Annotated in this window: 10 protein-coding genes and 2 pseudogenes; 6 read left to right on the top strand and 6 right to left on the bottom strand. The window is 71.7% G+C overall.

From position 1 onward, the window contains the following. Nucleotides 1-21: 21 nt before the first annotated feature. The gene (locus ACFYZS_RS34230) at nt 22-1,857 is read right to left on the bottom strand and encodes a transporter substrate-binding domain-containing protein (protein WP_389021396.1); all 1,836 of its coding nucleotides are present in this window, start codon (nt 1,855-1,857) and stop codon (nt 22-24) included. Nucleotides 1,858-2,007: 150 nt separating this feature from the next. On the opposite strand from ACFYZS_RS34230, the gene ACFYZS_RS34225 reads away from it, so the two are divergent. Together ACFYZS_RS34225 and ACFYZS_RS34220 are read left to right on the top strand one after the other, a co-directional pair. Then, entirely contained in the window at nt 2,008-2,178 is a 171-nt protein-coding gene (locus tag ACFYZS_RS34225; RefSeq protein ID WP_389021394.1) for a hypothetical protein, read from the top strand. Between the two features lie 168 nt (nt 2,179-2,346). Then, nucleotides 2,347-3,201, top strand: a complete 855-nt coding sequence (locus ACFYZS_RS34220; RefSeq protein WP_389021392.1) for an alpha/beta hydrolase — start codon at nt 2,347-2,349, stop codon at nt 3,199-3,201. Nucleotides 3,202-3,306: 105 nt separating this feature from the next. Here the strand turns inward: ACFYZS_RS34220 and ACFYZS_RS34215 are convergent, their stop codons facing one another. Next, nucleotides 3,307-3,885: a TetR/AcrR family transcriptional regulator gene (locus ACFYZS_RS34215; protein ID WP_389021390.1), complete on the bottom strand. Its 579-nt coding sequence runs from the start codon at nt 3,883-3,885 to the stop codon at nt 3,307-3,309. A gap of 90 nt (nt 3,886-3,975) precedes the next feature. Between ACFYZS_RS34215 and ACFYZS_RS34210 the strand changes: the two genes are divergently transcribed. Continuing rightward, nucleotides 3,976-4,422: an anthrone oxygenase family protein gene (locus ACFYZS_RS34210; protein ID WP_389021388.1), complete on the top strand. Its 447-nt coding sequence runs from the start codon at nt 3,976-3,978 to the stop codon at nt 4,420-4,422. Between the two features lie 48 nt (nt 4,423-4,470). Here the strand turns inward: ACFYZS_RS34210 and ACFYZS_RS34205 are convergent, their stop codons facing one another. From ACFYZS_RS34205 to ACFYZS_RS34195, 3 genes are all read right to left on the bottom strand, one after another. Further along, nucleotides 4,471-6,993 carry a SpoIIE family protein phosphatase gene (locus ACFYZS_RS34205; RefSeq protein ID WP_389021385.1) on the bottom strand — a complete coding sequence of 841 codons (2,523 nt, stop codon included), beginning with the start codon at nt 6,991-6,993 and terminating at the stop codon, nt 4,471-4,473. Nucleotides 6,994-7,093: 100 nt separating this feature from the next. Further along, on the bottom strand, nt 7,094-7,729 hold the full coding sequence (locus ACFYZS_RS34200) for a TetR family transcriptional regulator (protein WP_389021383.1): 636 nt from the start codon (nt 7,727-7,729) through the stop codon (nt 7,094-7,096). Further along, complete coding sequence (locus ACFYZS_RS34195) at nt 7,726-9,267, bottom strand: MFS transporter (protein WP_389021380.1); 1,542 nt, start codon at nt 9,265-9,267, stop codon at nt 7,726-7,728. Before ACFYZS_RS34195 ends, ACFYZS_RS34200 begins: the two co-directional genes overlap by 4 nt. A 264-nt stretch (nt 9,268-9,531) precedes the next feature. Here ACFYZS_RS34195 and ACFYZS_RS34190 point away from each other — a divergent pair. The 3 genes and pseudogenes from ACFYZS_RS34190 to ACFYZS_RS34180 all read left to right on the top strand — a co-directional run. Beyond that, a pseudogene (locus ACFYZS_RS34190) lies at nt 9,532-10,092 on the top strand (carbohydrate binding domain-containing protein); the annotation flags it as partial. A 147-nt stretch (nt 10,093-10,239) separates the two neighbouring features. Continuing rightward, a pseudogene (locus ACFYZS_RS34185) lies at nt 10,240-11,238 on the top strand (chitinase); the annotation flags it as partial. A gap of 101 nt (nt 11,239-11,339) precedes the next feature. Continuing rightward, on the top strand, nt 11,340-11,720 hold the full coding sequence (locus tag ACFYZS_RS34180) for a nuclear transport factor 2 family protein (protein ID WP_389021378.1): 381 nt from the start codon (nt 11,340-11,342) through the stop codon (nt 11,718-11,720). Between the two features lie 77 nt (nt 11,721-11,797). Here the strand turns inward: ACFYZS_RS34180 and ACFYZS_RS34175 are convergent, their stop codons facing one another. Then, a complete protein-coding gene (locus tag ACFYZS_RS34175) occupies nt 11,798-12,130 on the bottom strand; it encodes a hypothetical protein (protein WP_389021375.1) in 333 nt (110 codons plus the stop codon). Nucleotides 12,131-12,203: the final 73 nt, after the last annotated feature.

Genomic DNA, 12,203 nt, shown 5'->3' with positions numbered 1-12,203 from the left:
GATGCCGCAACCGGGGCAGGCTCAGGGGGCGCAGGAGGAGCGTTGCTCCATGTCGCCTTCGGGCGGGGTGAAGGCGTTCCATGTCGTGGGAAAGGCCTGGACGACGCTGGGCAGGTGGGTCCGGAAATCCTCCTCCCAGCGGTCCCGCAGGTACTCCTGAAGGGCTCTGAACACTCTCTTGCACAGGTCGGCGGAGGTCCCCTTCGGCAGCGCGATGCCGAAACTGCCGACGGGCTGCCCATCGGTCGCGGCCGGCGGCACCTCGGTGTCCTCGTACTTCTGCGTGTAGCCGTACAGGGCCACCTGGTTGTCCAGGACCGCGTCCGCCGCGCCGGTGCGCAGGGCCCGGATGCACTGATCCGTGTTCGGACGAATCACGACCTGCGCATGGCTGCCCTTGATCAGGCCTTCCTGCTCGGTGGCATGCTCACGCGTGCAGATGATCCGGCCGGCCAGGTCTGCGAAGGAGGAGACACGCTTGTCCCCCTTCCTGACCAGCACCCCGTGATACGTCCTCATGTAGGGCCCGACGAAATCCACCTGCCGCAGGCGCTCGGCCGTGATCTCGTCGTGCGCGACCACCATGTCCACCCGCCCCTCCCTGAGGGCCGAGAACCGCTCCTCCGCACTCACCGGCACCAACACGAAACCGTCCGCGAAGCCGAGGCTCTCGGCGAGGTGGGCCGTCATGGCCACTTCGAACCCGCTGAAGGTGCCGTGCTCCTGCGTGCTCAGCCCCGGGGCGTCCACGGCCATGCCGATCTTCAGGCGGCCGGCGTCGTGTCCGCCGGTCGTGGGGAGCGGGTCCCAGGCGAGCGTGATCCCCAAGGCCACCATGGCGGCGCATCCCAGGGCGGCGGTCGAGGTACGGGCACGGCGCGGCGTCGCCGAGCGCGAGACGGATGCCATGGCACCGCCGGCGTCCTGACCGCCCCCGCCGTTCTCTACGTCCCGGTCGTCCGAGCCGCCTGCGGGCAACCGGACGCGCAGGAGGGTCGCGTCGTGCACCGGACGGTCGGCGGCCGGGAGCCGCATGTCGGCCCTGAGCGCGTCCATCCCCCGGTCGTGCTCGTCCATTTCTTCGTCGATGGCATGCAGCGCGGGGACCAGTCCGTCCAGCGACGCGAGGTTCCGCGCGGTCTCCGACGGTGGGACGAGAGCCGTGCCGACCCCGGCTTCGGCCAGGCTGTCGCGGGGCAGGTCCAACTGTGCTCGTGCCACCTGGGCCTCGGCGGCCAGCCTCAGTTCGTACGCCTCCATCCGGGCAAGTCGTGCGCGCTTCAGCTTGTGGTTCGCCTGTCGTCGGTACTCCGCCGACATCTCCAGCGCGCGTTGGAGCTCGCCGCGGACCTCGTCGCGTGCCCGATCGCGTTGCCGTTCCAGCAGCACGCAACGCTGTTCGAGCGCGGTCACGAGGTTCTCTAGCCGCTCGCAGCGCCGCTCCGAGTCGGCGAGTCGGCGCATCACCTCCATCTGGCGCAGCCGCGCGTCATCGAGCCGTAGCGCGGCCTGCGCGAGGGCGTCCAGGTGCGGCGGACGGGCGACGGGTCTGAGCTCGGTGCCCCGGTCGGGGAGCGCGTCGGCGCTCCGCAGCGCCGCGTCCAGAAGCCGCAGTCCCACGTCGAGTTGGCGCTGTCGCATGGCCGGCTCGTGGAGGTAGCGGCTCACCACCTGGCCGAGGAGATCCCGTGGCAGGAGACGGCTGCCGTTGCGGAACTGGCTCCACATCGACTTGCTGTACGGGAAGTCCGCCTCCAGCCGGCGGACACCGACTCCGTTCGTGACCCTCCTCAGCCAGCGCGCCAGCTCGTTCGCCTGCTCCGTCTCGCCTCGCAGCTCGCCCAGAGGCCGCGCCATGGACCCCGCCCCCGACTTGTCCGGCGGACAACCCCGGTGTTGTCACCGATGCCGTGCCCGCCACCTGCACCGCGTCTCCGTACCCGGCCGGACAATCTGACCACGGAGCAGCCTGGGTCTTCAGCCGATCACCGAACCTGGAGTGCCCCCATGTCGAACTCGTTCCGGCCGCCGCGCCGTTCGTGGCCCTACGCCGTCACCGCCGTTCTCGTCCTCACGGTGCAGGAGGGATGGGCCGCCGAGGACGTCCGGAGGCTCGCTGCGACCCTCCTCGTACTCATCGCCTTGATCTGCGTCATCGGGGAAGGCGGTGAACAGTGATGCGTGCCCGGGCGGGCTCCCGAGCGCACCGCGCCCTCGAACCTCGATCATTGCCATCGGGCTTTGGTGATCATTAGGTTTGTGTCATCGAAGTACGGGCGGCACGGCGGGTGTTCGGGACCGCCGCACGTGCCGCCGATGCCGCAGGACGTCAGAAAGATGAGACAGATGCAACCGACATTCGTACTGGTTCACGGAGCCTTCTCCAACTCCTTCGCCTTCGCACCACTCCAGGCCGAACTCGGGCTCCTGGGACACCGCTCGGTCGCCGTCGACCTGCCCGGCCACGGTTTCGAGGCGACCTACACACGCGCCTACCAGACGCCGCAGGATCCCGGGGGGCTCGCCACCGCGCCCGGCTCGCTCAAGGGCATAACGCTCGCCGACAACGCCGCGCACCTGATCGGGATCCTCGAACGGGCCAAGCGGAACGGGCCGGTGATCCTCGTCTCGCACAGTCGCGGCGGCGTGACGGCCACGGCCGCGGCGAACGCGCGGCCGGATCTGATCGACCGCATCGTCTACGTCTCCGCCTGGTGCCCCGTCGACCTCGACGTCAATGACTACTACGCGGAGCCGGAGATGGCCACGGTCGACGCCGCATCCCTGGCCCTGGCGCTGGCCGGGAACCCCGCCGAACTCGGTCTGCTCCGCGTCAACTTCCGCACCGCGAATCCGGACGCGCTCGCGGCCTTCAAGGCCGCCTTCCTCGCCGACGGCACGGACGAGGAGTTCCTGACCTTCCTGAACACCTTCCAGCCGGACGAGAACCTGGACGTCGGCACCTCCGCCGACCGGGCCCAGGCCGAGACCTGGGGCCGCATCCCGAGGACCTACGTCCGCCTGGCCGACGACACGAGCCTGCCGCCCGCCCTGCAGGACCGGCTGATCCGCGAGGGCGACGCGCTGACACCGGACAACCCGTACGACGTCCGCACCCTGGAGGGCAGCCACCTGAAGTGGCTCGTCGACCCGGCGCCGGCGGCTCGGGTCCTGGGTGAGCTCGCGGCTCTGACGAAGTAGCCGGGCCGCGCGGGCGCGGGCACGGCCCGGTGACGGGGCCGGGGCCACGGCGAGCCGTTCCGTGCCGCCGTGGCCGGCTCACGCTTCGATGAAACGGGCGGTGCCTCAGACCACGGCCAGCCGGTCCACCAGGAGCTCCACCCTCCGCCCGGTGTCCCCGGGCGGCAGTCGTTGCGCCCGGGTCAAGGTCGCCAGCCCGTGCAGGGCCGCCCAGAACACCTCCGTGAAGAGCGCCGGGTGGACGCCCTCCCCGGCGACCTCGCCGAGGCTCTCCAGCAAGGCGGCGAAGGCGTCTTTCAGCGGCTCCGGGGTGTCCTCCCGGGCGAACGCCAGGCCGCCGTCGAGCTGGAACATGGCGTCGTAGACCGCCGGGTTGCGGGCGGCGAAGTCGAGGTACGCGCGGGCGAGGGCGGTGACCCGGGCGCGCGCGCCGTCCGCGGCGGAGGCCGCGGCCCGCAGCGCCGCGGCCATCTCGGCGGCCCCCTCGAGGGCGACCGCGCCGATGATCTCGCGCTTGCCGCGGAAGTGGCTGTAGAGGACGGGCTGGCTGTACTCGATGCGCTCGGCGAGCCGGCGCGTGGTGACCGCGTCCCAGCCCTGCTGCTCGGCGAGTTCGCGGGCCGTCGCCACGATGAGACGTTCGCGGCCCGCCCGCTCGCGCTCCTTGCGTTCCTGTACCGACATGATTCGATCCTAGCACCGCTAGACAAGCGAGCGGCAGTAGGTCTAGCGTTGAACCATCACCTAGCGCCGCTAGATTCCTGGAGGGTCATCATGCTCACCGCACTTGAGGTCTTCACCACCGTGGCCGTCGGCGTGATGGTGGGGGTGGAGTTCTCCGTCGCCTTCTTCGTCAACCCGATCCTGAGCGGCCTTCCCGGCGACAACGGCCTGCGCGGGCGCACCCACGGGGCCCGGCTGCTCGGCGCCGTGATGCCGTTCTGGTACATCGGCTCGCTCGTCCTCGCCGCGATATGGGCCGTCGCCGGATGGAACGAGCACGGCGCCGGCCTCGTCGTCACCGCGGCCGCGCTGCTGGTCCTCAGCGTGGTCATGTCGATCATCCTGCTCGTCCCGATCAACAACCGGGTCAAGGCGTGGACCGCCGACGGCCTGCCGGCCGACTGGAAGCAGCAGATGAACCGCTGGGACCGCTTCCACTACGTCCGCGTCGCCGTGATCATCGCCGCCTTCGCCCTGCTGGTCACCGCCCTCGCCTGAGCCCGCCCGGCCGGAGTCCGCCCCCCCGCCCGAGTCCGCCCGGCGCCCCTACGCGCGCCGGGCGAGCCGCTCGCGCGGCGCGAGCGGGACCTCGGCCCAGACCTGCTTGCCGCTGCTGAGCGGTACCGAGCCCCACGACGCGGTGGTCGCCTCGACGATGAGGATCCCGCGGCCCCCGGTCGCCGACCAGTCCACGGCAGCGGGCTTGACGGGGCTGCGGGGCGAGGCGTCGTTCACCGCGATGCGCAGCCGGTCCGCGGACAGGGTCAGATCCAGCCGGACCTCGCCCTGCGTATGGGCGATCGCATTGGTGACCAGCTCGGACACCACCAGCAGGGCGACGTCGAGCTCCTCTTCCACACCCCACGAGCGCAGGGCGCGCGCGGCGAAGCGGCGGGCGTGCTGGACGGCGTTGGGGAGCCGCCAGACCGTCCAGTTCGTCCGCATCGGCCGGACGCGGGTGCCGTCGTAGCGCAGGAGCAGCAGCGCCACGTCGTCGTCCCTCCGGTTGACCCCCGCGAGCAGTTCGTCCGCCACCATGCCCGGGTCGGCGGGGTCCGCGATCGCCAGTGCGTTGCACACCCGGCGCATGCCGTCCTCCAGACGGACGTTGGACGACTCGACCATGCCGTCCGTCAGCAGGGCCAGCATGGTGCCCGGGACCAGACCGACTTCCGTCATGGGGAATTCGGCGTCCGAGACCACTCCCAGGGGCGGTCCTCCCTCGACCGCCAACTCCTCGGCGCTGCCGTCCGGGTGGCGCAGGATCGGTTGCAGGTGGCCGGCGCGGACGAACCAGGCGATGCCCTCCTCCATGTCCAGGTCCACGTACAGACACGTGGCGAACAGGTCCGTCTCCATGCCGACGAGCAGCCGGTTGGCCCTGGCGATGACCACGTCGGGCGGGTGCCGCTCCACCGCGTAGGCCCTCACGGCCGTCCGGATCTGGCCCATGATGGTCGCGGCTCCGGCGCTGTGCCCCTGCACGTCGCCGATGACGAGCGCCACGTGGCCGTCGTTGAGGGGGATGACGTCGTACCAGTCGCCGCCCACTTCGAGCCCGACGGTGGCGGGCAGGTACCTGGCGACGGCCATCCCGCCGGGCAGCGAGGGCAGTTTGCGCGGCAGCAGGCTGCGCTGGAGCATCGTGGCGAGTTCGTGGCCCGCGTCCAGCGCGTGCGCGCGCATCAGCGCCTGCCCCACCAGCCCCGCGGTGGCGGTGAGCAGCGAGCGCTCCTCCGGCCCGAACCGGTGCTCGCCGTCCCATCCGACGAGGCAGACCCCGACCATCCGGCCGTCCGCCGGCAGCGGCAGGACCGCCAGCCCGCCGGGCCCGATGCCCGCGAGAGCGGGTTCGAGGTCCGCGCCCGGCGGCCACAGGCTCACATGGCCCTCCCGAATCGCGTTCTGCAGTGTGGGCAGGTCGTGCATCGAGGCATCCGGCCACTCCGATCGCCATTCCGAACGCCACATGTCCGGCCAGGCGCGCGGCTCGGGCGGGTCGAGCACCGTGAACACCAGCCGGTCGGCCTCCAGCTCGGCGACCGCCACCCGGCTCGCGTCCAGCGGGCCGCGCAGGGAGTTGACGACGATCTGGCTGACGTCCCTGATGGTCGTCGCGCCGGCCAGCTTGGTGGACAGCCGCTGCACGATGGAGACTTCGTCGGCGCTCGGGCGCAGGTAGGAGGCGTCGGCCACGACGCCGAGGACCCGGACGGGGGCGCCGTCGTCGTCCGTCATCACCCGGCACCGCAGGCCCAGCCAGCGCAGCTCACCTCCCGGCCTGCGGATGCGGAAGGCCAGCTGCTGTGGATCCGTCGTGAGTCCGTCTGGCTCCACGATGGCCATGAGCGCGGGGACGTCGTCCGGGACGGCGCTCGCGAGCAGCATCTCCACGTTGCCGGCGAACTGGTCCGGCGGGATGCCGAGCAGTTCCAGTACGCGTGCGTGCGCCTCCATGCGGCCGGAGGCGAGGTCCAGGATGAAGGCCCCGCCCCGCAAAGGCACCAGGGTGTGTCCCAGTACGGGGCGCGGGGTCGTACGCCCGGGGGCGTGGGCGGCCACGGATTCGAGCCCGGCGGCGACCTGGTCGGCGTACAGCTCCAGCAGGCTCCGGCGGTCGCTGCTGAACCCGTCGGGGACCTCGCCGGCGACGATCAGGCAGCCCAGCTCCTTGGCGCCGTGCCCGAGCGGCAGGGCGCCGAGCGAGAGTGTGGCCGGCGATGTCCTGACGGCGTCGTCCCGTACTCGGCCGGGGAAGTGGTGCGGGTCCTCCTCCACGTACGCGGCGAGTGCCTTCGGGGTCAGCCACAGCGGGCGGCCCGAGCGGTAGGCCTCGGCGGCCGGGGAGTGCCCGTCCACGGAGAGGACCGCGGGCAGTCCGTAGAGCATGGAGCGGTTTCCGGTCATCTCGGCCAGATGGAGTTCCTTGCGGCCGTCGGAGAGCACGTAGACAGCGGCCAGCTCAGCCCCGCAGAACGCAAAGCGCTGCCTGCTCACGATCCGTGACGCCTCCTGTGCGGGCAGCCGCAGTCGACCGCCCTCCCTCCATGCTGTCGCGCCTCGTGCCATCAGCGCGAGTCAGGAGGGGCGAGTGGTGGGTGCCCGGACGAGGGCGACGGGTGTGGCCGGCCGGGACCGGCCGGGACCGGCCGAGGCGGGTGCGGCGGTCTCAGGCGCCGTCGATGAGCCGCTGGAGCCCGGGGGCGTAGAGGTCCGCCAGGCGCTCGGCGCCGGCATGGGAGCCGGCGCCGTCGGGACGGTGCAGGCTCAGGGTGGCGCCGAGCCCCAGCAGCTGGCCCGCGATGAGCTCGGCCCGCAGCCGTGTGTCGGGGCCCGTCAGAGAGGCGGCGAGCCGGTCGGTGACCTGTTCGCGGAAGCGCGCGCGCAGCAGGGTGCGCTCGTCCTCGATCCCCAGGGAGAACACGACCCGCAGCAGCGGGTCCCCGCGCAAGCGGTCCCGCAGTTCGACCATCGTCAGGACCAGGTGCCGGCCGAGGGCGTGGGGCGCGGCGGCGAAGAGCTCGTCGGCGGCCGCCCGGAAGTCGGCGACCGTGTTGAACAGGGCTTCCTTGCTGCCGAAGCGTTTGACGATCAGCGACGGGCTCACCCCTGCGTCGGCCGCGATGCCGCGCATCGTGACCTCGGCGTACGGCCGCAGCGTGAACGCGCGGCGGGCGGCGCGGACGATGGCCTCGCGTCCGGTCTCGGAGCCAGGCTCCCCGCCCGCTCCCGCGCCGGCCTCCGCACGGGCCTCCCCGTCGGCCGTGGCCGGCGTCGGGGCGAGGGATTCCTCGGTGCTGCTCATGAGATCTCCCGGGCGGCGGTCGCGGACGCTGACACCGTGACCGTACCGCCCGCACTGCCGCGCAGCGGGCCCCGGCCGCCCCCGGTGCGGTCCGACGGCAGGAACAGCGTGGCGACGAGGGCGGCGAGCGCCGTTCCCCCGGCGATCAGGAAGATGAGCAGGTAGGCGTGCAGGGTCGGTGCGGTGCGCCCGCCGGCGACGAAGGTCACGTGGGCCAGGATCGCGGCGACCACGGCGCTGCAACAGGCCTGGCCCACGGAGCGCATGAGGGTGTTGAGGCCGTTGGCCGCGGCCGTCTCGCTCACCGGCACGGCCCGCATGACGAGGGCGGGCAGCGCCGAGTACGCGATCGCGGTGCCGGAGGCCACCACGGTGGCACCGGCCACGATCATCCAGAGGGTGTGGCTGGTGAAGAAGCGCACCGCGTAGCCGACGGCCATGACGACGGCGGCCAGCGCGAGCGCCGTGCGCGGCCCGTAGGCGGCCGAGATCCGTGCGGAGACGGGGGAGAGGGCCACCATGGCCACGCCGCCGGGCAGCAGGCACAGCCCGCTCACCACGATGGACGCGCCGAGTCCGTACCCGGTGCTGGTGGGCTCCTGCACCATCTGGCCGGTGACCAGGGAATTCGCGTAGAAGGCGAATCCGATCAGCAGGGCCGCCACATTGGTGAGCAGCACGGCGGGCCGGGCGGACACCCGCAGGTCGACCATGGGGGAGACGGTGCGCAGCTCGAACCAGCCCCACAGCAGCCCCCCGGCCACGGAGGCGCCGAACAGGCCGAGCGTGCGCGCGGAGGTCCAGCCCCAGTCCGAACCCTGGGTGATCGCGAGGAGCAGTCCGACGAGGGTGGCGGCGAGCCCCAGGGTGCCGGGGAGGTCGAAGCGGCCGTACGAACGCACCGGCGACTCGGGGACGATCCACAGCACCAACAGCAGGTCGAGGAGGCCGAGCGCCGCCGACGCCCAGAACATGGTGTGCCAGTCGAAGTTCTCCATGACCACCGCGGCCACGGGCAGGCCGATCGCCGCACCGATGCCGAGCGTCGAGCTCATGAGCGCTATCGCGGACAGGACCCGGTCGGCGGGCAGCTCGTCGCGGATGATGCTGATGCCCAGCGGGATCACCGCGAGCGCCGCGCCCTGGAGGGCCCGGCCGGTGATCAGGACGCCGATGTCGGAGCTGACCGCGCACAGCACGGAGCCCGCCGTGAGCACGCCCAGTGAGGCCAGCAGGACGCGCCGCTTCCCGTACATGTCCCCGACGCGGCCGAGGACGGGAGTGAAGACCGCGCCGGTCAGCAGCGTGATGGTGACCAGCCAGCCCGCGGCGCCGGGGCTCGCCCCCGTCAGGTCGGGGACATGAGGCAGCAGGGGGACCACGAGGGTCTGCATGACGGCGACGACCATGCCGCAGAAGGCGAGGACGGGCATGACGAACCCGGGGTGCCGGCTGCGGGGGGTGGCGGGTGCGGGGGAGGGGGAGGGGGAGGCGATCGCGTCGGGTGGCGGGCCGGGTTCGGGTATCGCGGGGGGCATGTTGCTCCAGGGGCGTGAAGGGAGCCGGGACACAAGGGGGTGCACAGTTGTTCACCCCCAGGGTAAACGATTGTGCACCCCCTGGTTCGGTAGGGATCGGCGCCCAGATCCGCGCCCATTGGTCCAGACCTATTGACGGGCCCTGTCGGCGCTCCTACGCTCCGGTCCGGCGCAGCCCCACATGTCCCCCCACCTCACCCAGGCCGGTCGTCACGCCCCCACGCGTGGTCATGCCCATGACGCTCGGCGGGAAGGGAGCACCACATGTTCCGTCGAAGGTCGCGTACTCCACGTCCGCCGGAGCCGCCCGAGGCCCCCCGCCCGTACGGGGAGAGCGCCGAGCGCGCGGTACGGAGGGACCGGACCGGCCGGACCCGGCCCGGACCGGCCGTCCTGAGGCGCGTTCTGGCCGGGGTGAGTGCGGCCGCGGTCATCGCCGCCGGGCTCGCGGTGGCCGGCTCCGTCACGGCCGGGGCCGCCACCGCCGACCTGGTGGCCAACTCCGGCTTCGAGAACGGGCTGACCGGCTGGACGTGCCCCGGCGGTGCCGCCGCGGCCGTCGGCAGTCCGGTCCGGTCCGGCACCTCCGCGCTCAAGGCGGTGCCGACCGGTCAGGACACCGCCCAGTGCAGCCAGACCGTCAGCGTGCAGCCCAACTCCCAGTACACCCTGAGCGCCTACGTCCAAGGCAGCTACGTCTACCTGGGCGCCACCGGCACCGGAATCACCGGCACCCCGTCCACGTGGACGCCGAACAACCCGTCGTACGGCATGCTCAGCGTCGCCTTCACCACCGGGCCGAACACCACCTCGGTGACCGTCTACCTGCACGGCTGGTACGGGCAGCCCGCGTACTACGCGGACGACGTGTCGCTCAGCGGCCCCGGAGGTACGGACCCCACCCCGACCCCCTCGCCGTCGACCACTGCCCCGCCGACGACTGCCCCGCCGACGACTGCCCCGCCGACGACCGCCCCGCCGACGACCGCGCCACCGACCACCGCCCCGCCGGGTGACACCTGCCCCACGAAGCCCAAGCCGTCGGGCAAAGTCCTCCAGGGCTACTGGGAGAACTGGGACGGCGCCTCCAACGGCGTCCACCCCGGCATGGGCTGGGTCCCCATCACGGACAGCCGGATCGCCGCGCACGGATACAACGTCATCAACGCCGCCTTCCCGGTGATCCTCTCGGACGGCACCGTCCTGTGGCAGGACGGCATGGACACCGGGGTCAAGGTCTCGACCCCCGCCGAGATGTGCCAGGCCAAGGCGGCCGGGGCGACGCTCCTGATGTCGATCGGCGGAGCCACCGCCGGCATCGACCTGAGCTCCGGCACCGTCGCCGACAAGTTCGTGGCGACCGTCGTCCCGATCCTGAAGAAGTACAACTTCGACGGCATCGACATCGACATCGAGACCGGTCTGTCCGGAAGCGGCAACATCAACACCTTGTCCCCCTCCCAGTCCAACCTGATCCGCATCATCGACGGCGTCCTCGCGCAGATGCCCGCCGGCTTCGGCCTCACCATGGCCCCCGAAACCGCGTACGTCACCGGCGGAAGCGTCACGTACGGCTCGATCTGGGGCTCCTACCTGCCGATCATCAAGAAGTACGCCGACAACGGCCGCCTGTGGTGGCTGAACATGCAGTACTACAACGGCAGCATGTACGGCTGCTCCGGCGACTCCTACCAGGCCGGCACCGTCCAGGGCTTCACCGCTCAGACCACGTGCCTGAACAACGGCCTGACCATCCAGGGCACCACCGTCAAGGTGCCGTACGACAAGCAGGTGCCCGGTCTGCCCGCCCAGCCCGGCGCGGGCGGCGGCTACATGGCGCCCAACCTGGTCACCCAGTCCTGGAACGCCTTCGGCGGCTCGCTGAAGGGGCTCATGACCTGGTCGGTCAACTGGGACGGCTCCAAGGGCTGGACCTTCGGGGACAACGTCAAGGCCCTCCAGGGCCGCTGATGTCCCGTTGACCCCCGTCTCCCACGCGTCAGGCGGCCGGTCGGCCGCCTGACGCGTGGCGCGGCGAAGGCCGGGGCCCGCAGTTCCACTACGGTCGCGTCATGAGCGACCCGGAGAAGAACAAGGCCAGCGCCATGGCGTTCTACGACCTGATGTTCAACCAGTGCCGTCCCGCCGAGGCGATCGAACGGTACGCCGGCGACACGTACATCCAGCACAACCCGCACGTGGCGGACGGCAAGCAGGCGTTCGTCGACTACTTCGAGCGGATGGCCGCCGAGTATCCCGGCAAGCGCGTCGAATTCAAGCGCGCCATCGCCGAAGGAGACCACGTCGTCCTGCACTGCCGTCAGAGCTGGCCCGACGAGGAGTACGCGGGCATCGACATCTTCCGCTTCGACGCGGACGGCAGGATCGTCGAGCACTGGGACGTACTCCAGGTTGTCCCGCCCACGTCCCGGAACGACAACACCATGTTCTGACGGTCGGCTCCGGCCCGTTCAGGCGTCCGGCGGGCCGGACAGACCAAGGCCTGCAAGGCGCGGGCCGCGCGTGCGCCTCAGCCGTTGAAGCCGCTGCACTGGGTCAGTTCGCCGCCCTGTCGGATGCTGTACTGGGCCGGCGGCACGTTCATGATCTGGAAGCCGCCGTTCTGGGCGATCTCCACGGTCCCGCCGAAGCCGGCAGACCCGTACACGTACGCCGGGCCCGGGGTGAAGCCGCCTCCGGAGAGGTGCACCTTTCCGTTGTCGAGCACGCCGGATACGGAACAGGTCGCGGCCGGGACCGCGGCAGGCGGGGACTGGGGGACCGCCGCGAGGGCGGTGGGGGCGGCGACGAGCGAGGCGGCCGCGAGGGAGCCGATGACGAACATGCGGGTGCGCCGGTTCATGGGCCTTCCTTACGCATGGGGGGGGGGGAGGGAGGCGCGCCCATTCGCCCCGCGCCGACACCCTGGCCGCCCA

Source organism: Streptomyces sp. NPDC001903 (genome assembly GCF_042891345.1).
Taxonomy (GTDB): domain Bacteria; phylum Actinomycetota; class Actinomycetes; order Streptomycetales; family Streptomycetaceae; genus Streptomyces.
Note: the sequence above shows the minus strand (reverse complement) of the source record. Positions and strands in the feature narration are given on the sequence as shown.

Coding starts and splice junctions, on each gene's coding strand:
- ACFYZS_RS34230 (WP_389021396.1), bottom strand. CDS start 1,857: ATGGCGCGGCCTCTGGGCGAGCTGCGAGGCGAGACGGAGCAGGCGAAC.
- ACFYZS_RS34225 (WP_389021394.1), top strand. CDS start 2,008: ATGTCGAACTCGTTCCGGCCGCCGCGCCGTTCGTGGCCCTACGCCGTC.
- ACFYZS_RS34220 (WP_389021392.1), top strand. CDS start 2,347: ATGCAACCGACATTCGTACTGGTTCACGGAGCCTTCTCCAACTCCTTC.
- ACFYZS_RS34215 (WP_389021390.1), bottom strand. CDS start 3,885: ATGTCGGTACAGGAACGCAAGGAGCGCGAGCGGGCGGGCCGCGAACGT.
- ACFYZS_RS34210 (WP_389021388.1), top strand. CDS start 3,976: ATGCTCACCGCACTTGAGGTCTTCACCACCGTGGCCGTCGGCGTGATG.
- ACFYZS_RS34205 (WP_389021385.1), bottom strand. CDS start 6,993: ATGGCACGAGGCGCGACAGCATGGAGGGAGGGCGGTCGACTGCGGCTG.
- ACFYZS_RS34200 (WP_389021383.1), bottom strand. CDS start 7,729: ATGAGCAGCACCGAGGAATCCCTCGCCCCGACGCCGGCCACGGCCGAC.
- ACFYZS_RS34195 (WP_389021380.1), bottom strand. CDS start 9,267: ATGCCCCCCGCGATACCCGAACCCGGCCCGCCACCCGACGCGATCGCC.
- ACFYZS_RS34180 (WP_389021378.1), top strand. CDS start 11,340: ATGAGCGACCCGGAGAAGAACAAGGCCAGCGCCATGGCGTTCTACGAC.
- ACFYZS_RS34175 (WP_389021375.1), bottom strand. CDS start 12,130: ATGAACCGGCGCACCCGCATGTTCGTCATCGGCTCCCTCGCGGCCGCC.